Origin of the sequence: Streptomyces sp. NPDC048659 (genome assembly GCF_040650575.1) — a bacterium.
Classification (GTDB): Bacteria; Actinomycetota; Actinomycetes; order Streptomycetales; family Streptomycetaceae; genus Streptomyces.
Genome location: NZ_JBEZHM010000043.1, coordinates 15,722 through 36,172, shown reverse-complemented (window position 1 = coordinate 36,172; position 20,451 = coordinate 15,722). Strand labels below are relative to the sequence as shown.

Genomic DNA, 20,451 nt, shown 5'->3' with positions numbered 1-20,451 from the left:
CGGGAGCGCTACGCTGCCCGGCCGCGCGCCCGCGGAGGCGTGGGGCGGGGTCAGTCGGCCTTTCCGCACAGCAGTCGGTGGTACGCGACGTGCGCGGTCTCGATGCGGTGCCGGGGGTGCCTTCTGAGCGAGGCGACGAACGTGTCGTCCGCGGTGCGGCGCACCTGCCAGTCGGCGTCGATGTAGATGCCCAGCAGGTCGAACTGCTTGTGGTGGTTGGGGCAGAGGCACAGCATGTTGCTCGTGGTGTCCGGCCCCTCGTGCGGGCTGCCGATGCCCTGGATGTGGGCCGCCTCGCTGTAGCGGCCGAGCAGGGTCTCCAGCGGGGTCCCGCACACCTGGCAGGTGCTCTCGTGCCACTTCTTGACCTGCCTCGGCCACTCCGGGTTCCGCTCGGGGCGCGTGACCGTCGTCCGCCTCCGGCCCACCGGGCCGGGGGCCCCGCCGGAGGGCGTTGCCTCCTCGTCCAGCGCCTCCGCCGTGTGCCCGCTCGCGCTCAGGTAGCCGACGAGGCCGACCCGGTCGAGGATCCGCGCGCGGTCCGCCTCGGAGAAGTACGTCCAGGTCAGCAGCCTCACGGCCGCGGCCCGGGTGTGGGCCGTGCGCAGCAGCTTCGCTGCCTCGGGCACGAACCCGGCCCGCGCGCCGGCCGCGCGCAGGACGGTCGGGCTCGGGTCCTGAACGCCGTCCGGGATGCCCTCGACCTCCCAGATGCCGCCGCGGAGGCGCGCGAACGGGTAGTGCGGGGTCACCTGGGAACCGGGCCCGCCGAACTCGACCAGCAGCCCGCCCACCTCGTGCTCGAACACCTCCCACGGCACGAGCCTGTCCTCGCCGGCCTCCAGGCGGGCGATCGACCAGAGCAGGGACAGGGGCTTGTGCGGGGAGGGAACGCCCCGCCGCTGGTGCGTCCGGAGGGTGCCGAAGGCGTGCAGCAGGGCCACGCGCTCCAGCGTCGGCTGGGCCGCGCTCTCTTCTCGGCCGGTCCGTGGCCCTGACCCTGGCCCTGGCCGTGTCCGTATCCCGTCGGTCGTCATGGCCAGCAGGCTAGTCGGGGGGCGAGGCCGGGCCGTCGTCACTAGGACGCCTCCGCCCCCGCACTCGCCGGGTGGCGGGTGCGGGGGCGGAGGCGGCTGTCCGTGCTCGTGGGGCCCGGGTTACTTCACGTTGATCGCCGTCCACGCCTTCGCGACCGCGTTGTACTCCGTGCTGCTCGTGCCGTAGAGGTCCTTGGCCGCCGAGAGGGTGGCGGTGCGGGCGGCGGAGTAGTTGGTGGTCGAGGTCATGTAGGTGGAGAGGGCCTTGTACCAGATCTTGTACGCCTTCTGGCGGCCGATGCCCGTCAGGGTCGAGCCGTCGTAGGTCGGGGAGTTGTACGTGACCCCGTTGATCGTCTTCGTGCCGCTGCCCTCGGACAGCAGGTAGAAGAAGTGGTTCGCCGGGCCCGACGAGTAGTGGACGTCCAGCCGGCCGACCGTCTTCGACCAGTAGTCCGCCGAGCCGCCGTCCTTGCTCGGCTTGTCCATGTAGCGGAGCGGGGTGCCGTCGCCGTTGATGTCGATCTTCTCGCCGATGAGGTAGTCGCCGACGTCCGTCGCGTTCGCCGCGTAGAACTCCACCGAGGTGCCGAGGATGTCGGACGTCGCCTCGTTCAGGCCGCCGGACTCGCCGCTGTAGCGCAGGTTCGCCGTCGAGGAGGTCAGGCCGTGCGACATCTCGTGGCCCGCCACGTCGAGCGAGGTCAGCGGGCTGGTGTTGCCGATGCCGTCGCCGTACGTCATGCAGAAGCAGCTGTCGTCCCAGAACGCGTTCACGTACGCGTTGCCGTAGTGGACGCGCGAGTACGCCGCGACTCCGTCGCCCCGGATGCCGTTGCGGCCCAGCTCGTTCTTGTAGAAGTCCCAGGTGACCGCCGCGCCGTAGTGCGCGTCCGCCGCCGCCGTCTCGCGGTTGCTGGACAGGCCGTTGCCCCACGTGTCCGTCGAGTTGGTGAAGAGCGTGCCCGTCCCCGACGTGCCGCCCTTCAGGTCGTACGTCTTGTGGCCGCCGCGCGCCGCGTCGGTCAGCGTGTACGTGCCCGAGCCCGAGGTGCCCAGCGTGACCTTGCCGCTGTACTCGGTGTTGCCGACGCCCGTCTCGATGGACTCGTAGGAGGACAGCTCCTTGCCGCTGGTCGCGTCCGTGATCACGTGACGGCGGCTCGGCGTGCCGTCCGCCTGCGTGCCGGTGACGACGGTCTCCCAGGCGAGGACCGCCTTGCCGCCGGCCGCCCAGATCACCTTGCGGGCCGAGGACGCCTTCGCCGACTTCGCGCCCGAGGACGCCACGGCCGACTTGCCCACCGTCGCCGCCGAGAGCGCCGGGGCCGTGTCGGCCACGGCTATGGACGCCTCGGTCGCCTTGGTGGTGGAGCGGGCGCCGTTCTTCTTCTCGTGCACGACCAGGTCGCCGCCGAGCACCGGGATGCCGGCGTACGTGCGCTCGTAGCGGGTGTGGACGGTGCCGTCCGCGTCCTTGACGACGTCGCGGGCGACCAGCTTCTCCTGGGCGGGCAGGCCGAGGGACGCGGCCGTGCCGACGGCGCCGGCCTGCGCCTCCTGGATCGCGGCGGCGCGCTGCGTCTGGGTGAGGACGAGCGCGGTCGCGCCCGCCTCTCGCTGGGCTTCGGCGCTGGCCGAGCCGGACTGGACGCCGACGACGACCATGGCGGCCGAGGCGATCAGTGCGGCGGCGCGGACGGTGGTGCGGCGGTGCGAGGTCTGCTGGCGGGTCACGCGGGCTCCTTCGCTGTGCAACATGGGGGGAATGGCACTTCGTGGGGGTGGTGCGAGCAGCGAGCGTGTCAGCGAACGACCGTTAATGACAGGTGCGCAACAAGAATTTGACCATCAGTTGTCCGAAGGGCGGCCAGCTCCGTCCGTTATGCGGGGAGCTGACCGCCCTGACACCGGGGGGTTCTTAGGGATTCTCTGGGGTTCTCTTTACCGTTCGGCCGCCGTCTTCAGATCAGTCGAACAGCGGGCCCTCCGACCGCGCCCGCTTGAACTCCGCGAAGCCCGGCACCGTCGCCGCCAGCCGCGCCGCCTCCCACAGCCGCTCCGCCGCCTCGCCCCGGGGCACCCGCGAGAGGATCGGGCCGAAGAAGCCCAGCGGTTCGCCGTCCGGGCCCGGCAGCGCGAGGACCGGGCTGCCGGCCTCCTCCCCCACCGCCGCCTGGCCCGCCTCGTGCGACGCCCGCACCTCGCCGTCGTACGTGTCGCCCTCCACGTACGCGAAGAGCTCGGCCGCCGCCCCCTCCGGCAGGCCCGCCGCCTCCAACGCCCGCCGGATCACGTCGAGTTCCGGCGCCTCGCCGCCCGGGTGGAAGCGCTCGCCCAGCTCCGTGTAGAGCCGGCCCGCCGCCTCGTTCCCGAACTTGTCCTTCACCGCCACCAGCGCGCGCACCGGCCGCCAGCCCTTCGGGCCGAGCAACTCCCGGTACTGCTCCGGGATCTGGTCCAGCCGGTCCTCGTTGAGGATTGCCAGGCTCATGACATTCCAGTCGATCGCGACCAGGCCCCGCGCCTCCACCTCCACCAGCCAGCGCGAGGTGATCCAGGTCCACGGGCACAGCGGGTCGAAGTAGAAGGTGACGGGGGTGGGGGTGGGGGTGGGGGGCGGCTGAATCGCCGTGGTGGTGGTCATGGGGCTCTCTCCGGATCCTTGATTCCGTCGTTCCGTCACTACGCCGTTACGCCGTTACGCCGTTACTTGGTTCCCCTGTTTCCCTCGCGTCAGTTCGCCGCCAGGCCCAGCACCACCGGCGCCGCCGCCAGCAGCGCCAGCACCGCCGGGACCGGGGCGCCCTTGCCGTCCTTGGCGCGCAGGTGCGTGATCACCGCGCCGACGAAGTAGAGCACCACGCCCACGCCGGCCGCGATGCCCAGCGGGCGGAACCAGATGCCCGCGATCAGGCCGATCGCCCCCAGGATCTCCAGCGCCGCGAGCCTCGGCAGCCAGCCGTCCGGGACGTTGACCTTCTGCATTCCGGCGACGATCTTCTCGTCGCGCACCAGCTTCCCGCGCGCCGATCCGAGGAGGACCAGCGAGACCAGGACCGCCAGGACTACGTATGCGATGAACATGGGTTGCTCCTTGAGCCGTGTGTGAGAGAGGGGGGAGGTGGGGGGGGTAGGGGTGGGCGGTGCCTGCGTCAGGGGGTCGGGGTCGCCTCCACCACGCTGCTCGGCGACGCCGTCGGCAGGATCCGCGTCAGCGTGAAGCCCGCCGCGTCGAGCAGCGTCCGGAACTCCTCCGCCGTCCGCTCCTGGCCGCCGCTGAGCACCATCATGTTCAGGTCGATGATCTTGCTCGGCGAGAACGCGCCGTCCTCCGGCACCACCGTGTCCACCACCAGGAGCCGGCCGTCCGCCGGCATCGCGCGCCGCACCGACTTCAGGATCTCGACGCTCGACTCGTCGTTCCAGTCGTGCAGCACCCACTTCATCGTGTAGAGGTCGCCGCCCTCCGGGACCTTCTCGAAGAAGCTGCCCCCGATCAGTTCGCAGCGGTCCGCGAGGCCCGCGTCCGCGATCCGGGCGCGTCCGTTGGCCACCACGTGGGGCAGGTCGAACACGACGCCCTCGGTGCCGGGGTGGGCGCCGAGGATCGCGCTCAGGAAGCCGCCCTCGCCGCCGCCGACGTCCACGACCTTCCCGTACGGGGAGAAGTCGAAGACCTCCAGGACCGCGTCGGCGACCATCGCCGTCAGGCCCGTCATCGCCTTGCCGAGGTGGTCGGCCATCTCCGGCGTGCGCTCGAAGTACTCCCAGATCGGGTGGCCCGACGCCGCCTCGAAGACCGGCTGCCCGGACCGTACCGAATCGGCCAGCAGGCCCCAGGTGCCGTGGTGCGCGGCGCCCAGTTCCAGTTGGACGAAGGAGGCGAGCGATCCGGGTACGTCGGTGCGCAGGGTGTCGCCGAGGGGTGTCGTCGTGTAGCGGCCCGCCGCGTCGACCGCCAGCACGCCGACACCCGCCAGCGCGCGCAGCAGGCGGTGCAGGGAGCGGGGGTCCGTGCCCGTCGCCGTCGCGAGCTCGGCCGCCGTCCGGGGGCCCTCGGCGACCCGGTCGGGCAGGCCGAGCGCGGTCGCGGCGTGCACGGCGCGGGCCACCCAGAAGCTGGTGACCATCTCGAACATCCGGCCGAAGTCGGGCTGTTGCTGCTCGGTCGCCGTGGCGGCGGCGCTGGTGCGTGCGTCCATGGGAGGTCTCCGGCTCTGGCTGCGTGGGACAAGGGGACTGCGGGTGCGGTACGCGGTCGGTACGGCGGGTGGGCGGGCGCGCCGACACGGTGGCGCGCCCGCCCGCCCGACCGCCCTCCCGTCAGGCGACGGTGACCGCGATCTTGCCCACCGTGCCCGCGCCGAAGGCCGCGAAGCCCTGGCCCACCGCGTCCAGGCCGAAGGTCTGGGCGATCGGCACCGTCAGGGCGCCGGAGACGACCGCGTCCGCCAGGCGCTCCAGGGTGGCCGGGTCCGGGTTGGCCATCACCGAGGTCACGGTGATGTCCAGCTCGGTCGCCGCCTCCGGGCCGAAGCCCAGCGTGGAGGCGAGCCGGCCGCCCGCGGCCACCAGCGCGGCGGCGGCCACCGGGTCGCCGGCCAGGTGGGCCGCCGCGTGCACGCCGCCCGGGGAGAGCGCGCGGATCTGCGCGGCGAGGTCGCCGGTGTGGTCGACGACGTGGGTGGCGCCGAGGCCCTTCACGAACTCCGTCTCCGCGCCCGGCTTGGCGGTCGCGATCACGGTCGCGCCGGTCTTCGCGGCGAGCTGCACGGCGTACGCGCCGACGCCGCCGGTCGCGCCGATGACCAGCACCGTCTCGCCCTGCTGCGGCGCCAGCGCGTCGATCACGCCGACGGCTGCCGAGCCGGCCAGGCCGAGGGCGCCGGCGTGGGCGGGCTCCAGGCCCTCGGGGGCGGCGGCGATGCCGTAGCCCTCGCCGACCACCACGTACTCGGCGAGCGCGCCGTCCTGGACGACCGGCTTCATGACGACGCCGAAGACCCGGTCGCCCGCCGTGCGGCCGACACCTTCGCCGACGGCCTCGACGGTGCCCGCGAAGTCCTTGCCCAGGGTCACCGGGAACTTGTGCTCCAGGGCGTCCTTCAGGAAGCCATAGATCACGGCGCCGTCGAAGCCGTTGAGGGAGGAGTGGCTGACCTTGACCAGGATCTCGCCGGGGCCCGGCACCGGCTTGGTCACCTCGGTGACGGTCGGGGCCGCGCCGAATTCGTCGATGGTCACTGCACGCATGGGGTTATTCCTCTTTCGGGTTCCGTGGGGTGGGGCGGTCAGGCCGCGGCCTGCTCGTACGAGGCCCGCAGCACCAGGGCCGCGACCTCCAGCTCGTCCTCGTCGCGCGGCGCGTAGAGCATCACGATGCTGTCCGGGAACTCCGCGCGCCGGGTGATGGGGTGCGGCTCGATCCAGCCGAGCTCGGTGAGCGCGGGCAGCACCTCGACCGGCACCGTCAGGTGCATGAAGCCGGACCGGTGGATGTGCCCGAACTCGTCGACCGACGGGTGCAGGAAGGCCAGGAAGGGCCGGTTGCTCCGGTTGAGCCGCAGGGCCAGCGAGCCGGGCTCGGAGACCAGGCTCGGGCTGGTGAAGACACCCGGCAGCTCCTTGGCGCGGGCCACCAGGGCGTCCCGGATCTCCGGCGGGGAGAAGTCCTCCAGCTGGTCGTGCGGGATCTCCCGGCCGGTCGTCTCGGGACGGGGCCCCTTTCGCGGGGGCAGAACGCTCAGGTCGACGGCCATGGTTTCCTCCGGTACGGGCGTGGCAAAGCCGCGCACAAACAGTGCGCTGGTTACTTCTTGTTTCCACGAGAATTCTGGGCGATCCTGCTGGTGTGGCAGAAGACGGCACTTCAAAGATCGCAACGCACATGAATGTTCCTGACCAGGTCAGCGAGGGTCTGGCCATCTGTCAGCTGCGCGATGTGCTCGACCGGGTCGGCGACAAATGGAGCGTTCTGATCATGGCGATCCTGGGCGACGGGCCCCGGCGCTATTCGGAGCTCCGCCGTTCCATCGACGGAATCTCGCAGCGGATGCTGACGCTCACCCTGCGCAGCCTGGAGCGGGACGGCCTGGTGATCAGGACCGTCACGCCCAGTACGCCGCCGCGGGTGGACTACGAGCTGACGGATGTCGGACACACCCTGTCCACGGAGGTGGGCTCCCTGATCAGATGGTCCGAGCGGCACCGCGAGTACATCAGCATGTCCCGGCAGAGTTTCGACGCCGACTGACACCCTCCCCGCCGACTGACACCCTCCCCCGGGGCCCGGCCGGTCAGACGATCTTCATGTTCGCCATCATCCCCATCGCCGCGTGGTCGAATATGTGGCAGTGGTACAGGTACGTGCCCCGGTAGCCGGTGAAGGTGGCCTGGAGCTTGACCGTCTCCCCCGGGTTCAGGTTGACGGTGTCCTTGAGCCCCACCTCCGGGCCCGAGGTCACCGGCTTCCCGTTCCGCTCCAGCACCCTGAACTGCACCAGGTGGATGTGGAAGTTGTGCGGGATGATCGTGTTGGCGTTGGTGACGGTCCAGATCTCCGTGGTGCCGAGGGTGATCTGGGTGTCGATCCGGTCCATGTCGTAGATCAGGCCGTTGATGTAGCCCAGGTCCGACGCCGAGCCGGTCTCGTCCATGCTGAGGGTGATGGAACGGTTCACCGTGGCCGGCGGGAGGGCCGGCAGGGTCCGCAGGTCGTACGGGATGGTGCCGAACTCCTTGCCCGTGCCCGTGACGCGGAACTGGATGACCTTGGTGATCGCGTCCGCGGGCCCGCCCGGCATCGCGTCGGGCGCGTTCCTGAGCTCCAGGGTGGTGCCGAGCGGGTACTCGTAGAAGTCGACCATGATGTCGGCGCGTTCGCCCGGCGAGAGCGCCACGCTGGTGACCTCCTGCGGCCGGGGCAGCAGCCCGCCGTCGGTGCCGATCAGGGTGAAGGGCGCGTTGCCGGTCAGGCTGAGGTGGAAGTACCGCATGTTGGCGGTGTTGAAGATCCGGAAGCGGTACAGCTTGCGGGCGACCTCGAAGTACGGCCATGCCTTGCCGTTGGCGAGGATGACGTTCCGGTTGAGGAAGTCGTCCATGGCGTAGACGAGTTGGCCCTGGTCGTCGAAGCGGGCGTCGCGCAGCTGGATCGGGATGTCGTACGCGCCCTTCGGCAGGATGTTGCCCTGCTCGACGTCGTCGGTGAGCAGGTAGGTGCCGCTCAGGCCGCGGAAGACGTTCTCGGACTCCTGGTGGTGCGCGTGGTCGTGGAACCAGAGGTTCGCGTGCGGCTGCTGGTTCGGGTACGTGTACGTCTTGGTGCCGCCGCCCGGGGCGATGAGGTCCATCGGGCCGCCGTCGCTGTCCGGCGGGACGTGCGCGCCGTGCAGGTGCACGGAGGTCGGCACGGTCAGCTCGTTGGTCTGCTGGACCACCGCGCGGACGCCCGAGCGGGCGCGGATGACCGGGCCGGGGAAGCTGCCGTTGAAGGTGTGGACCCGGGTGAGGCGGCCCGGGATGATCTCGACGTCCGCCTCCTTCATGGTCATCGCGTAGTACTCGGCGGTGCCGGTGGAGGAGTACGGGGCGAGCGTCGGCGCGAGCGGCATCCGCTGGGTGAACTTGGGGATGCTCGCCGGGTCGAGGTCGGCCGCTCGCGCGGTGCCCCCGGTCGCCGGAATCAGCAGGCCCGCGGCGCCGGCCGCGCTGGTGGCCACCCCCGCCTTCAGCATGTTTCTGCGACTGATCACGAAATCCCCCAGGGTGGAACCGGAATCGGCGGACCCGGAACGGCGAACGCGTCGCCGGGGTCCGTCGTGAACGAGAGAGGCCGGCCACGGAGAATCGGGCCGGATCATGGCCTTGATTCTCCTGTGGTCCGGAAACCTCGATCAACGGAAGGGGATTCATGGGTGTGCGCGATTTCGCAGGTCATGCGCACGCTCTGTCGGATTTCGCCAAGCGAATGTCAATATTCCGCCAGGACCGGCGGCGGAGCCGTCTCCTCCCGCGCGGCCGGAATTCGCTGTTCCATTACGGCGCGCGCGATCGCCTCGTGGTGCCGGATCACCTCCGCCACGACGAAGCGGTGGAATTTCTCGGCGAACTCCGGATCGAGCCGCGCCGCCCCGGCGAGCTCCCGCAGCCGGGCGATCTGCCGCGCCTCGCGCCCCGGGTCGGCGGGCGGCAGGCCGTGCCGGGCCTTGAGCTCGCCGACCCGGCGGGTGAGGGCGAAGCGCTCCGCGAGCAGGCGGACGACGGCGGCGTCGACCCCGTCGATGCCGGCCCGGAGCCGCCCGAGCTCCGCACCGGCCGCACCGGCGGCACCGGCGGCACCGGCGGCACCGGCCGGCGGGGAATCCGCCCCTGCCGTCTCCCCCGTCACACCGCCTCCCCGGCGTGCAGGAACTCCGCGACCAGGAAGGCCAGGTCCAGCGACTGGCTGCGGTTGAGCCGGGGGTCGCAGGCCGACTCGTAGCGGTCGAAGAGGTCGGGGAAGCCCAGGTCGTGGCCGCCGCCGACGCATTCGGTGACGTCGTCCCCGGTGAGCTCCACGTGGATGCCGCCCGCGTGGGTGCCGAGGGCGCCGTGCACCTCGAAGAAGGCGCGGACCTCGCCGAGGATGTCGTCGAAGTGCCGGGTCTTGTGGCCGGAGGGCGCGCCGATGGTGTTGCCGTGCATCGGGTCGCTGACCCAGGCGACCCGGGCGCCGGAGGCGGTGACCTTCTCGACGAGCTCGGGCAGCACCTCGCGCACCCGGTCGACGCCGAGCCGGACGACGAAGGTGAGGCGGCCGGGCTCCCGGTCGGGGTCGAGCCGGTCGATGAGCCGCAGCGCCGTGTCGGCGGTGGTGCTGGGGCCCAGTTTGACGCCGATCGGGTTGGCGACGCGGGAGAAGTACTCGACGTGGGCGCCGTCCAGGCCGCGGGTGCGCTCGCCGATCCAGAGCATGTGCCCGGAGGTGGCGTAGACCCGGCCGGAGTCGGGGTCGCGCCGGGTCAGCGGGGCCTCGTAGTCGAGCAGCAGGCCCTCGTGGGAGACGTAGAACTCGGAGTCGTCGAAGGCGCGCGGGCTGGCGCCGGTCGCGGCCATGAACTTCAGCGCGCGGTCGATGCCGTGGGCGATGGCCTCGTACTGCCCGCGCAGCGGGGAGCCGGCGATGAAGTCGCGGTTCCACTCGTGCACCTGGCCGAGCGCCGCGTAGCCGCCGGCGGTGAACGCCCGTACGAGGTTGAGGGTGTTGGCGGACGCCTGGTACATCCGCAGCAGCCGCTCCGGGTCCGGGACGCGGGCCCCGGCGGTGAAGGCGGGGCCGTTGACGGCGTCGCCCCGGTACGTGGGGAGGGTGAGGCCGTCGCGGGTCTCGGTGGGCCGGGAGCGCGGTTTGGCGTACTGGCCGGCGATCCGGCCGACCTTCACGACCGGCAGCGCGGCGGCGTAGGTGAGGACGGCGGACATCTGCATCAGGGTGTTGAGCTTGCTGTGCACGGTCTCGGCGGAGACCCGGTCGAAGGTCTCGGCGCAGTCGCCGCCCTGGAGCAGCAGGGCCTCGCCTCGGGCGACGGCGGCGAGCCGGTCCTTGAGCCGCTCGCACTCCCCGGCGAAGACCAGCGGGGGCGCGGCGGCGAGCTCGCGGGTGACCCGGCGGAGCGCGGCGGGGTCGGGGTATTCGGGCTGCTGGGCGGCGGGGAGACCGTCCCATGTGTTCATCAGTTCGAATTCAGGGGTCTCGGGCTTCAGGGTCTCCATGGCGGAACCTCTCGCGGAGGAAGGTGAGGAGGGAGGTGAGGAGGGTGCTCGGGAGCGAGGCCGGACGGGCGGGGACGGGGGCGGCGTGGGGCATCAGCGGCGTCCGGCGACGGGGCGGGCCGGGGCGGCCGGCCACCTCGGATAGCTGCCGAGGAAGCGGGCGGAGGCCCCGGCCCCGGGGAGGCCCGACAGGGCGCCGCTGACCGCCGGGTGCGTCACGTGGCCGTCCACGTCGACGAAGTAGCGGTAGCTGCCCAGGCGTTCGCCGGTGGGCCAGGCGTGCACCCGGCTCACCGCCACGTCCCGGTCGGTGAACAGGCCGAGGACCGCGGCCAGCCGGGCCGGGCCGCCGTCCTCGGTGGTGACGACCAGCGAGGTGCGGTCCCGGGAGGTGCGGGCGGGCGGGAAGCGGGCCGGGGAGACCGCGACGAAGCGGGTGACCGCCCCGCCGCGGCGCCCGAGCCCGGTGGCCAGCACCCGCAGGCCGTACCGCTCGGCGGCCGGCGGGGCGGCGACGGCCGCCGCCCCGCCGCCGGGCCGCCGCGCCACCTCGCGCGCGGCGGCGGCCGTCGAGTCGGCCGGCACGGCCCGCGCGCCCGGCAGGTGCGCGTCGAGCCAGGCGGCGCACTGCGCGAGGGCGTGCGGGTGGCTGAACACCTCCCGTACGGCGTCGAGGTCCGTGCCGTCCGGCGCCATCAGGGCGAAGGTCACCGGGAGTTCGACCTCCCCGGTGATGTGCAGCCCGGACTCGGCCAGCTGGTCCATGGTGGCGGGCACGGGGCCCTTCACCGAGTTCTCCAGCGGGACCACTGCCGTCACGCACTCGCCGCGGCGGACCGCGTCCAGGGCCGCGGGGACGCTGGGGTACGGGCGCCGGGTCGGCTCCGCGCCGGGGCCGCCGAGGACGGCGTGGGCGGCGTACGCGGGGAGCCTGCGCAGCGCCGCCTCGGTGAAGGTGCCCTCGGGGCCCAGGTAGGCGTACGCGATGGCGGTCTTCATGGCACCGGGCGCCCGTCAGCTCTCGATCACCCGGTGGAAGGCGACCGTGTCGAAGACGTCCTCCATGCGGACCGCCTTGCCGTCGCGGAACGTCCAGGAGTGGACGAACTGCAGGGTCTCCGTGTGGCCGGAGCGGGAGGTGACGTCGCGGACGCCGAAGACGACGACCCGGTCGCCGTGGTCGAGGAACTCCAGCGGCTGGAGCCGCATCCCGCCCAGGACGGTGGGGACGTGCGCCAGGAAGGCGCGGACGCCGGCGTGGCCGTGCTTGGTGCCGCCGAGCCCGTAGGTGTCCATGCCCTCGGGGTGGATCCACTCCATGTCCTCGGCCATCGTGGCGACGAGGGCGTCGACGTCCCGGTCGCGGAAGGCCGCGTAGGCGGCGTGGATCAGGTCCAGGTTGCTCGTGGTCGCAGGTGTCGTCGTGGTCGTGGTCGTGGTCATCGCTCGCCGCTCCTCAGCGCTGCTTCGCGTACTCGGGATACATGGACTCGACCGTGCGGCGGATGCCCTCGCGCCAGCCGACCTTGCAGGGGCCGGTGAGCTGCTTCCGCAGGGTCGGGTCGAACTGGTAGGTCTCGCGGGTGACCTCGCTCGGCACCAGCTTCGCCTCGACGCCGGTGAGCTCCTCCAGGTGCCGCACGCAGTCGGTGATGCCGACGGACTCGTCGCCGCCCCAGTTGGTGAGGGTGGCGGGCACAGTCGCCGCGTTCCACAGGTGCGGGACCTGCTCGACGAGGTCGTCGGTGTAGAGCAGGGAGCACCAGTTCTGGCCCTCGACGGGGACCGGGATGGGCTCGCCGGCGAGCATCCGCTTGAAGTAGAGCATCGGGACGCCGCCGTAGCCGCCGGGGCCGTACGCGATGTTCAGGCGGGCGATGATCGTCGGCAGGCCGAGCGTGGCCGCGTACGCGCGGACCGCGCCCTCCGTGGCGATCTTGACGACCGGGTAGGCGGGCAGCCAGTCGGCGACGCCGTCGACCGGGTCGTCCTCGCGGTAGGCGTGGTCGAGGGTCTGGCGCTTGTAGAGGGCGCCGGTGGAGACGTACAGGAACGCCTCGGCGGTGCGGCAGTGGGTCATCAGGCGCCCGGCGGCGACGGTGTTGACCTCGATCGCCCGGTTGAAGTCGCCGTCCTCGCCGCGGTTGACGGCGGAGTGGATGACGTGGGTGAAGTCCTCGGGCAGGCCCTTGAGGGCGTCGTCCCCCGTGTCGTCCATGTCCCAGCGGAAGGTGGTGATGCCGTGCGCGCGCAGGGCGTCCTCCGAGCCGGGGGTGCCGAAGCGGCCCAGCGCCCAGACCTCGTTGTCCTGGGCCAGCGCCTTGGCGACCGGCCCGGCCACGTGGCCGGTGCCGCCGGTGACCAGGATCTTCTTGCCGTTCATGTGTGCGATCCCCTTCGTGTGGTGCTTACTTGCCGTCGCCGAGCGCCCGGTCGAGCTCCTTGCGGAGGATCGACTGAAAGCTCGCCACGTGCTGCGGGCCCATCAGCGTGTAGTGCTCGCCGGGCACGTCGACGAAGCGGACGTCGTCGGCGTGCTCCTTCCAGCGGCTGAGCTCGTTGTTCAGCCAGTCCTCCTTGGTGCCGCGCAGCGGTATCGCGTAGAAGACGGACATGCCCCGGACGTGCCCGGCCGGGCTGTAGCCGCGCCCGAGGTCGGTGAGGCCGTCCGCGAGCTCCGCCCAGGCGGTGAACTTGGCCAGGTCCAGGTCGAGTTCGGCGAGCCGGTCCTGCGGGGCGTGCTCGACGAAGTACGCCAGCTGCTCCTCCTTCGACAGGTGGCGCAGCTCCTTCGGCAGGTCGAGCGACTGCTTCTTGTCGATGAGGGCGAGGAAGAAGGCGAGGTTGGCGGCGGTCTCGACGAAGTCGAGCTCGTCCATGCGGTACTTGATGTGCGGGGGCAGGTTGAAGGAGCCGACGAAGTCGACCTTCTCCCCCGCCGCCTCCAGGACCTTGGCCATCTCGAAGGCGACGGCGCCGCCGTAGGAGTAGCCGGCCAGGGCGTACGGGCCGTGCGGCTGCTTCTCGCGGACGGCGGCCACGTAGGTGCCCACCATCTCCTCGAAGCTCCCGAAGGGCTTCTCGCCGGGGTTGAAGCCCCGGGCGCGCAGCGCGTAGAAGGGGCGGTCGCCGACGAAGTACTTGGCGAGGTTGACGAAGACGAGGACCTCGCCGACGCCGGGGTGGACGCAGAACAGCGGCGTCTTGTCGCCGACCACCTGCATCGGCACGATCGGGTCGTACGGGCGTTCCGCCGCCCCGCCGGCCGCGTCCTCGGCGAGCCGGGCGGCCAGCGCGCGCACGGTCGGGGCCATCAGGACGGTGATGATCTGGAGGTCGTGCGCGCCGAGCCGGCGGGCGACCAGGCTGCGCAGCCGCAGGATGTCGAGCGAGGTGCCGCCGAGGTCGAAGAAGTTGGCGGTGGCGCTCAGCTTCGCCGGGTCGGTGTCGAACATCTCCGCGTAGATCCCGGCGAGGACCGTCTCGGTCTCGCCCTCGGGCGCGGTGTAGCCGCCGAGGCGGCGCAGGACCAGGTCGGCGACGGCGTCGGCGGTCTCCGCGTACGCCCCGGCTTCGAGCCGCTTGCGCATGAGCGGGCGCTGGATCTTGCCGAGGCTGGTCTTCGGGAAGGCGTCCTTCGGCAGCGGGAGGATCAGCGAGGGGCGGAAGCCCCAGTGCATGACGACGCTGGCGCGGACCGCCGACAGGACCCGGTAGAGGCCGAGTTCGTCGCCGTCCTCGACCTCGGGGTGGAAGGCGACGACGAGCTGCTCGGTGTCGGAGCCGGGGGCGCGGGTCGGGAAGGCGGCGACGTAGGAGCGGGCGACGTCGTCGAGCTCCTGGAGCAGGGTCTCGATGTCGTGGCTGAAGTAGTTGACGCCGTTGACGATGATGCTGTCCTTGCTGCGGCCGACGAGGGTGAGGCGCCCGTCGTCGATCCGGCCCAGGTCGCCGCTGCGGAACCAGCCGTCGGAGGTGAAGGCGTCCTTCGTGGCCTGCTCGTTGTTGTGGTAGCCGGGCGTGATCATGGGGCCGCTGAGCTGGAGCTCGCCGGTCTCCCCCGCCGCCAGCGGCCGGTCGTGCTCGTCGGCGACGCGGATCCGCAGGCCCTCGACGGGGCGGCCGAGGTTGGCGAACTCCTGGCCCTGGTCGGTGGCGGGGAACTCGCGCGAGTAGATGGACCCGGCGCAGGTCTCGGTCATGCCGAACGCGGGCCAGAGGCTGTCGCCCTTGAGGCCGTACGGGGCGAAGTGCGCGAGGAACGCCTCGCCGGTGGTGCGGACGACGGCCTCGCCGCCGCTGATGATGTGCCGCAGCGTGGACAGGTCGACGGGCCCGTGCTCGTCGAGCCGGTCGGCGGCGGCGTTGAGCAGCCCGAGCAGGAAGTTCGGGGTGAAGGTCATGGTGACGCCGTAGCGCGAGATCAGCCGCAGGAAGTCGAGCGGTTCGCCGAGGACGACCTTGGCCTCGACGTGCAGCTGGGTGGCGCCGACGGACAGCGGCAGCAGGTGGCACTCCAGGAGCGCGGCGACGTGGTCGAAGGAGACCCAGTTGAGGGAGGTGTCGTCGGCGCCGATGCGGTGGGCGGTGTTCTTGCCCGCCATGGAGGCGATCAGGTTCGTGTGGGTGAGCCGCACGGCCTTGGAGTTGCCGGTGGAGCCGGAGGTGAGGACGAGCAGCGCGGTGTCCTCGGGGTCCGCCTCGTGGAGCGCCTCGGCCGGCTCGTCGCCGTACAGCGTGTCGAGGGCGGTGACGGAGAGGCCGTCGACCCGGGGCAGCTCGGCGGCCAGGCTGTCGCTGGTGACGACGAGCGGCCCGTCGAGCAGGGTGTGGACGTGCCCGAGCTGGGCGGCCCAGCGCTCGGGGTCGCCGCCGAGCGGGGCCATCGGCACCGGCACGTAGCCGCCGAGGAGGCAGGCCCAGAAGGCGGTGAGGAACTCCCTCGGGCGCTCCAGGAGCAGGACGACCTTGTCCTGCGGGGCGAGCCCGCGGGCCCGCAGCCCGGCGAGGACCCGGCGGGACTCGCGCACCAGCTCCGGGTACGGCTGGAGGGCGGCGGCCGGGGCGGCGGCGTCGCCCTCGTGGTAGAGCACGCCGGAGCCGGGGTGTGCCTCCGCGGCCTGGAGCAGCAGGTCCGCGACGGTCCGGGTCGATGGGATGGCCATGGTCATGGCGGTGTCCTCTCTCTGGTGTGCGGTGTGCGGTGTGCGGTGAGCGGTGCGAAGGCCCTGTGGGGGGGGTGGCGCGGCGGGTGCCGGAACGCGTGCGCCGCCGGCTGCGGGATGGGCAGCACGACGGCGGCGGATGGCGGACACGGCGTGGGGGCGGCCGGGAGACGGTGGGTCCGGCCGGGCGGGCCGCGCGGTGGAGACAGCGCACCGACCTTGACGTCCAGCTTCTTCGGACCGGCGGCGGCGTTCAATGAGCGCCGTGTCAGAGCTGTGTCGGGTTTCTCAAATCCCGGCCGGGGTGTGCGGGTTCTCTCAGAGCGCGGTCAGGGACGGCACGTGGTGGACCCTCGGCGGCACGGTCGCGGGCCGGGGCGCGCGCAGCGCGAGGGCGGCGTGGTGGCGGGGTCCGCAGGGCAGGTCGTCCACGGTCCAGCCGGCCGGGTCGGCGCCGAGGTCGTCCAGCGTGGTGGCGCGGCCGAGCCCGGTGCCGAGGCCCTTCAGATACGCCTCCTTCCGCGCCCAGAGGCGCCCGAAGGCGGCGGCCCGGCGGGCGGTTCCGGGTGTGGCGGCGACGGCGGCGCGCTCGTCGGGGTGGAGCGCGGGCAGCAGCGCGGGCACGTCGCCGGGCGCGGGGCGGAGCTGGGCGTCGGCGCCGACGGGCACGGGGGCGAGGGCGACGAGGACGAGGCCCTCGGTGTGCGAGAGGGAGAAGTGCAGCGGCGGCTCGGGCTCGGCGAGCACCGGCCGCCCGTGCGCGGCGCCGCAGCAGGGGCAGGGCTCGCGCGCGAACACGAGCTCCCCGGGCGCCCGGCCGAGCCCGCGCGCGAGGAGGGTGCGCAGGGCGAGGTGGGCGACGGTGTAGAGCTCCCGGTCGGCGTCCCGCACGAAGGCGGCGAGACGGCGCCGCTCGTGGGCGTCGAAGACGGCGGGGACGGCGGGGGCGGTGCGGACGGCTGGGGCGGGCCCCGGGGGGCCCACCTCCAGGAACCAGGCTTCGGCCTGCATCGGGCGGGGGTCTCCTCGGATACGGGATGGGGTCGGTGTACGGGGTCGGGGCCGGTGTGCGGGGCGGGGGGCGTCGTACGAGGCGGGGGCCGGGCGTACGGGATCGAGGGCCGGCGTACGGGGTCGGGGGCCGGCGTACGGGGTCGGGGGCCGGCGTACGGGGTCGGGGGCGCGGGAACGGCGACGCCCCGCCGTCCGGGTGGGTGCCGGGGGCGGGGCGTCGGGTGGCGGTCACTTCATCGCTGGTGTTCTGGGCGCCGCGGGCTTTCGGGGCGCTCTGGGCCTTCGGGCGCTCAGGGTGCCGTGGACGTCGCTCTCCGCGTAGTAGGTGCGGCCGTAGCGGTTCCGGCGCCGCCAGTGCTGTTCGCTGGCGAGCCGGTAGACGGTCCCGGTCGGCGCGCCCCACAGGTCGGCGATGTCGCGGGCGGTGAGCCAGCGTTCGGCCGGTTCGGGGGCCGCGTCCCGGGCCGGGGGCATGGCGCGGCGCAGCCGGGTCCACTCGTGGCCCGCCCAGCGGTGCGCCGGGTCCGCGTCGCACAGGATCTGCCGGCTGCCGTCGACGACGGCGAGCAGCCCGCCGCAGCCGGGCTCGACGCAGGGGCCGACCGGGTGCCGGCGGGCCGGTTCGCGGGCCACCCGCCGGGCGGCGGCGGCCAGCCGCTCCAGCTCGCGGGTGGCGTCCGCGACGGCGGGGTGGGCGGCCAGCCACTCGGCGCTGCGCAGCAGGAACGCGGCCAGGTGGTCGGGGGTGCGCCGGGGAACGGGGAAGCCGCGCTCGTCGGCGACGAGGCCGCTCCAGGAGCCGAGGGTGGCGACGATCGCCGAACGCGCCTCCGCCGCCGCCCCGTTGAGGGGGATGCCGGCGGGTCTGCCGCCGGTGCCGCGCCGTTCGCCGGTGCCGCGCGCGGCACCGGCGCCGCCGAGCACCCGCTCGCACTCGGCGTAGAGACGGGGAAGTTCTTCCAGGACCGCGACCAGCCGGTCCAGACAGGAGGGGCAGAGCCGGAGGTCCGGCCGGGCCCGCCGTCTGCCGCCGCCGTCGACGGCGCCGCGCCTGCAGTCCTCGCCCACGCACACGGCCCGCCGGGGCGGCTGCGTCGGGGGGTGAGTCATTTTCCGGTTCTCCGTGTTTCGAATCCGTGCGCCGACGCTGCCGAATTACACGTTGCCGAGTTTGAATCCGACACCGCGAATGGTGACGATCCAGTCCCGGCAACCGAGCTTGTTACGGAGGCTGCTCACATGGGTGTCCACGGTTCTGCGCGACCAGGAATCTCCCCATATCTGCTGCATGAGCCTTTTACGGGGCACGACGTTCCCGGGATTCGAGGCGAGCAGATAAAGGACGTCGAACTCTTTTCGGGTGACGTCGATCCGCTTTCCGTCGAGGCTGACCTGGCGGGCGCCGGCGTCAATACGGAGGGGCCCCTGGTCGATGACGTCGACGGCGCGCGGGCGGGGCCTGGCCCGGCGCATGACGGCCTGCATACGGGCCATGAGCTCGCGGAATCCGTACGGTTTGACCATGTAGTCGTCGGCGCCGGCCTGGAGGCCGAGGACCCGGTCGAGTTCGGAACCGCGGGCGGTGACGGCGATGATCGGGGTGTCCCCGGCGGCGCGAATGGCCCGACAGACCTCAAGTCCGTCGAGATCGGGCAGTTCGAGGTCGATCAGGACCAGGTCGGCCGAGGTGTACACCTGGAGCGCGGCGCCGCCGGTCTCGACCGTGGACACCTGGTGGCCGTGCCGCCGCAGGCCCGTCACGAGCGATTCCGCGTACCGGAGCTCGCTTTCCACCACGAGGATCCGCCAGCTCTCGCTGCCGACGGAATCCCGGTCGACGCGTTCGACACGGTCGGCATGGCCCATACGGTCGGAACGGTCGAAATAAACGTCGGGTATCAGAGGTTTCGGTTTTTCCTGCGTACGCTGACTCATCGTCTCCCCCTAGACTGTCGTCCAGCGAGTCTAAAAACCATCGCTTCGCTTTGTCAAAGATCTCCGGCGTAAACGGGCTGTGTCGGCGAAGTAAAGGGGAACATTGAATTCCGGTTAAATTTTCCGGACCTTTTTTGATCCCCGAGGATACACCGGCCCCATGTACGACCCGCGGCGGCCGAAGCGATCCGGACACGCCCCCCGCGCCCCGGCCTGGTCAGCAGCAGGTCGGGGCACCCCCGAGCGGGCCGCTTCGCGACCGAAAACAGTCAGGAACACGCGTGTGCGCTACCCACAGACGTGTACGCGCGAGCGCGTGACGGCCTATCCGAAGGGCCGCTCGGCATCATGGCGAATTCTTTACCCGGAACGCCGATCCGGGAGTGTCCGATGCATCCGGGCACACTTCCGGCCAACGCTCCGTACTCCTCGGGTCACGCGGAGCGTTTGCGCGGCACCGCCTTCTTCGCCGCCTTGGCGGGCTGCTTCTTGGCGGTGCTCTTCGCGGCGGCGGTGCTCTTGGCGGCGGACGTGCCCTTGGCGGCGGACGTGCTCTTGGTGGCGGTGGACTTGCGCGCCGGTGCCGACGCGGCCGTCTTCTTCGCAGCCGTCCGGGCCGTGGACTTCTTCGCCCCCGTCTCCTTGGGGGCGGCGGGCGCCCGCGCGGGCCGCTTGCGCGGCTTGAGCTCGGTCACCTCGGCGACCGCCGCGCCCTCGTCGGCGCCGCCGCCCGCGCCCTCGTCCGGCCCGGCGGACTCGCCGCGCGCCTCCCGGGCCGCGCGGACGCTGCTCTCCAGGGCCGCCATCAGGTCGATCACCTGCCCGCCGCCTCCGCCCTCCGCGGGCTCGGCGGGCGCCAGGCCCGCGCCGCCCTCGGCCTTCGCGGCGATCATCTCCTCCACCGCCTCGCGGTAGTCGTCGCGCAGGCTGCTGATGTCCACCTCCCCCAGCGTCGCCATCAGCGCGTCCGCCAGGTCGAGTTCGGCCTCCCGCACGGTGACCGGGGTCTCCGGGGCGACGCCCTCCGGGGCGCGGATCTCGTCCGGCCACAGCAGCCCGTGCATGGCGATCACGTCGTCCACCACCCGCAGCATCCCCAGCCGCTCCCGCCCGCGCAGCGCGTACTTGGCCACGGCCACCTTGTCGCTGCGCTTCAGCGCCTCGCGCAGCAGGGTGTACGGCTTGGCGGCGGGGACCCCGTTGGCGGAGAGGTAGTAGGCGGCGTCCATCTGGAGCGGGTCGATCTCGCCCGCCGGGACGAACGCCACGATCTCGATCGTCTTCGCCGTCGGGAGCGGCAGGGCGGCCAGGTCCTCGTCGGTGATCGGGATCATCGAGCCGTCGGCGTCCTCGTACGCCTTGCCGATCTCCGCCGGGGAGACCTCCGCCCCGTCCAGCTCGCACACCTTGCGGTAGCGGACGCGCCCGCCGTCCTCCAGGTGGATCTGGCGGAAGGAGACCGAACGGCTCTCGGTGGCGTTGACCAGCTTGATCGGGATGCTGACGAGGCCGAAGGATATGGCGCCGTTCCAGATGGATCGCAC

At 72.3% G+C, this 20,451-nt stretch carries 19 protein-coding genes; 1 reads left to right on the top strand and 18 read right to left on the bottom strand.

Annotated elements, in window-relative coordinates; translation table 11 throughout:
* Positions 1-50: 50 nt before the first annotated feature.
* The 7 genes from AB0C99_RS27840 to AB0C99_RS27810 form a co-directional block, all read right to left on the bottom strand.
* Entirely contained in the window at positions 51-944 is an 894-nt protein-coding gene (locus tag AB0C99_RS27840) for an HNH endonuclease (protein WP_362480507.1), read from the bottom strand.
* Positions 945-1,157: 213 nt separating this feature from the next.
* A complete protein-coding gene (locus AB0C99_RS27835; protein ID WP_362480504.1) occupies positions 1,158-2,798 on the bottom strand; it encodes a M4 family metallopeptidase in 1,641 nt (546 codons plus the stop codon).
* 208 nt (positions 2,799-3,006) lie between these two features.
* Positions 3,007-3,684: a disulfide bond formation protein DsbA gene (locus AB0C99_RS27830; protein WP_362480502.1), complete on the bottom strand. Its 678-nt coding sequence runs from the start codon at positions 3,682-3,684 to the stop codon at positions 3,007-3,009.
* 89 nt (positions 3,685-3,773) lie between these two features.
* On the bottom strand, positions 3,774-4,124 hold the full coding sequence (locus AB0C99_RS27825; protein WP_362480500.1) for a DoxX family protein: 351 nt from the start codon (positions 4,122-4,124) through the stop codon (positions 3,774-3,776).
* A 68-nt stretch (positions 4,125-4,192) separates the two neighbouring features.
* Positions 4,193-5,242, bottom strand: a complete 1,050-nt coding sequence (locus AB0C99_RS27820) for a methyltransferase (RefSeq protein WP_362480498.1) — start codon at positions 5,240-5,242, stop codon at positions 4,193-4,195.
* Between the two features lie 121 nt (positions 5,243-5,363).
* The gene (locus tag AB0C99_RS27815) at positions 5,364-6,293 is read right to left on the bottom strand and encodes an NADP-dependent oxidoreductase (RefSeq protein WP_362480496.1); all 930 of its coding nucleotides are present in this window, start codon (positions 6,291-6,293) and stop codon (positions 5,364-5,366) included.
* A gap of 38 nt (positions 6,294-6,331) precedes the next feature.
* The gene (locus AB0C99_RS27810) at positions 6,332-6,799 is read right to left on the bottom strand and encodes a luciferase family protein (RefSeq protein WP_362480495.1); all 468 of its coding nucleotides are present in this window, start codon (positions 6,797-6,799) and stop codon (positions 6,332-6,334) included.
* Between the two features lie 128 nt (positions 6,800-6,927).
* Here AB0C99_RS27810 and AB0C99_RS27805 point away from each other — a divergent pair, with 128 nt between their 5' ends.
* The gene (locus tag AB0C99_RS27805) at positions 6,928-7,293 is read left to right on the top strand and encodes a helix-turn-helix domain-containing protein (protein WP_362480492.1); all 366 of its coding nucleotides are present in this window, start codon (positions 6,928-6,930) and stop codon (positions 7,291-7,293) included.
* 43 nt (positions 7,294-7,336) lie between these two features.
* Here the strand turns inward: AB0C99_RS27805 and AB0C99_RS27800 are convergent, their stop codons facing one another.
* The 11 genes from AB0C99_RS27800 to AB0C99_RS27750 form a co-directional block, all read right to left on the bottom strand.
* Complete coding sequence (locus tag AB0C99_RS27800) at positions 7,337-8,794, bottom strand: multicopper oxidase domain-containing protein (protein ID WP_362480489.1); 1,458 nt, start codon at positions 8,792-8,794, stop codon at positions 7,337-7,339.
* Positions 8,795-9,012: 218 nt separating this feature from the next.
* Positions 9,013-9,429 (bottom strand): chorismate mutase, encoded by a 417-nt coding sequence (locus AB0C99_RS27795; RefSeq protein ID WP_362480486.1) that lies wholly within the window; start codon positions 9,427-9,429, stop codon positions 9,013-9,015.
* The gene (locus tag AB0C99_RS27790) at positions 9,426-10,793 is read right to left on the bottom strand and encodes a class II 3-deoxy-7-phosphoheptulonate synthase (RefSeq protein WP_362480483.1); all 1,368 of its coding nucleotides are present in this window, start codon (positions 10,791-10,793) and stop codon (positions 9,426-9,428) included. The genes AB0C99_RS27795 and AB0C99_RS27790 overlap by 4 nt, the downstream gene beginning before the upstream one ends.
* A gap of 93 nt (positions 10,794-10,886) precedes the next feature.
* Complete coding sequence (pheA, locus tag AB0C99_RS27785) at positions 10,887-11,792, bottom strand: prephenate dehydratase (protein WP_362480480.1); 906 nt, start codon at positions 11,790-11,792, stop codon at positions 10,887-10,889.
* A gap of 15 nt (positions 11,793-11,807) precedes the next feature.
* Positions 11,808-12,236, bottom strand: coding sequence for a nuclear transport factor 2 family protein (locus tag AB0C99_RS27780; protein ID WP_362480478.1), 429 nt, complete (start codon positions 12,234-12,236; stop codon positions 11,808-11,810).
* Positions 12,237-12,249: 13 nt separating this feature from the next.
* A complete protein-coding gene (locus AB0C99_RS27775) occupies positions 12,250-13,176 on the bottom strand; it encodes an NAD(P)-dependent oxidoreductase (RefSeq protein ID WP_362480475.1) in 927 nt (308 codons plus the stop codon).
* Between the two features lie 25 nt (positions 13,177-13,201).
* A complete protein-coding gene (locus AB0C99_RS27770) occupies positions 13,202-15,964 on the bottom strand; it encodes a non-ribosomal peptide synthetase (RefSeq protein WP_362480472.1) in 2,763 nt (920 codons plus the stop codon).
* A 312-nt stretch (positions 15,965-16,276) separates the two neighbouring features.
* Positions 16,277-16,969: a 4'-phosphopantetheinyl transferase superfamily protein gene (locus tag AB0C99_RS27765; protein ID WP_362480469.1), complete on the bottom strand. Its 693-nt coding sequence runs from the start codon at positions 16,967-16,969 to the stop codon at positions 16,277-16,279.
* Between the two features lie 231 nt (positions 16,970-17,200).
* Entirely contained in the window at positions 17,201-18,082 is an 882-nt protein-coding gene (locus AB0C99_RS27760) for a hypothetical protein (protein WP_362480466.1), read from the bottom strand.
* 45 nt (positions 18,083-18,127) lie between these two features.
* The gene (locus AB0C99_RS27755) at positions 18,128-18,838 is read right to left on the bottom strand and encodes a response regulator transcription factor (RefSeq protein ID WP_362480464.1); all 711 of its coding nucleotides are present in this window, start codon (positions 18,836-18,838) and stop codon (positions 18,128-18,130) included.
* Positions 18,839-19,341: 503 nt separating this feature from the next.
* Entirely contained in the window at positions 19,342-20,451 is a 1,110-nt protein-coding gene (locus tag AB0C99_RS27750; RefSeq protein ID WP_362480461.1) for a Ku protein, read from the bottom strand.

Coding starts and splice junctions, on each gene's coding strand:
- AB0C99_RS27815 (WP_362480496.1), bottom strand. CDS start 6,293: ATGCGTGCAGTGACCATCGACGAATTCGGCGCGGCCCCGACCGTCACC.
- AB0C99_RS27770 (WP_362480472.1), bottom strand. CDS start 15,964: ATGACCATGGCCATCCCATCGACCCGGACCGTCGCGGACCTGCTGCTC.
- AB0C99_RS27820 (WP_362480498.1), bottom strand. CDS start 5,242: ATGGACGCACGCACCAGCGCCGCCGCCACGGCGACCGAGCAGCAACAG.
- AB0C99_RS27765 (WP_362480469.1), bottom strand. CDS start 16,969: ATGCAGGCCGAAGCCTGGTTCCTGGAGGTGGGCCCCCCGGGGCCCGCC.
- AB0C99_RS27790 (WP_362480483.1), bottom strand. CDS start 10,793: ATGGAGACCCTGAAGCCCGAGACCCCTGAATTCGAACTGATGAACACA.
- pheA (WP_362480480.1), bottom strand. CDS start 11,792: ATGAAGACCGCCATCGCGTACGCCTACCTGGGCCCCGAGGGCACCTTC.
- AB0C99_RS27825 (WP_362480500.1), bottom strand. CDS start 4,124: ATGTTCATCGCATACGTAGTCCTGGCGGTCCTGGTCTCGCTGGTCCTC.
- AB0C99_RS27780 (WP_362480478.1), bottom strand. CDS start 12,236: ATGACCACGACCACGACCACGACGACACCTGCGACCACGAGCAACCTG.
- AB0C99_RS27755 (WP_362480464.1), bottom strand. CDS start 18,838: ATGGGCCATGCCGACCGTGTCGAACGCGTCGACCGGGATTCCGTCGGC.
- AB0C99_RS27760 (WP_362480466.1), bottom strand. CDS start 18,082: ATGACTCACCCCCCGACGCAGCCGCCCCGGCGGGCCGTGTGCGTGGGC.
- AB0C99_RS27805 (WP_362480492.1), top strand. CDS start 6,928: ATGAATGTTCCTGACCAGGTCAGCGAGGGTCTGGCCATCTGTCAGCTG.
- AB0C99_RS27775 (WP_362480475.1), bottom strand. CDS start 13,176: ATGAACGGCAAGAAGATCCTGGTCACCGGCGGCACCGGCCACGTGGCC.
- AB0C99_RS27830 (WP_362480502.1), bottom strand. CDS start 3,684: ATGACCACCACCACGGCGATTCAGCCGCCCCCCACCCCCACCCCCACC.
- AB0C99_RS27835 (WP_362480504.1), bottom strand. CDS start 2,798: ATGTTGCACAGCGAAGGAGCCCGCGTGACCCGCCAGCAGACCTCGCAC.
- AB0C99_RS27810 (WP_362480495.1), bottom strand. CDS start 6,799: ATGGCCGTCGACCTGAGCGTTCTGCCCCCGCGAAAGGGGCCCCGTCCC.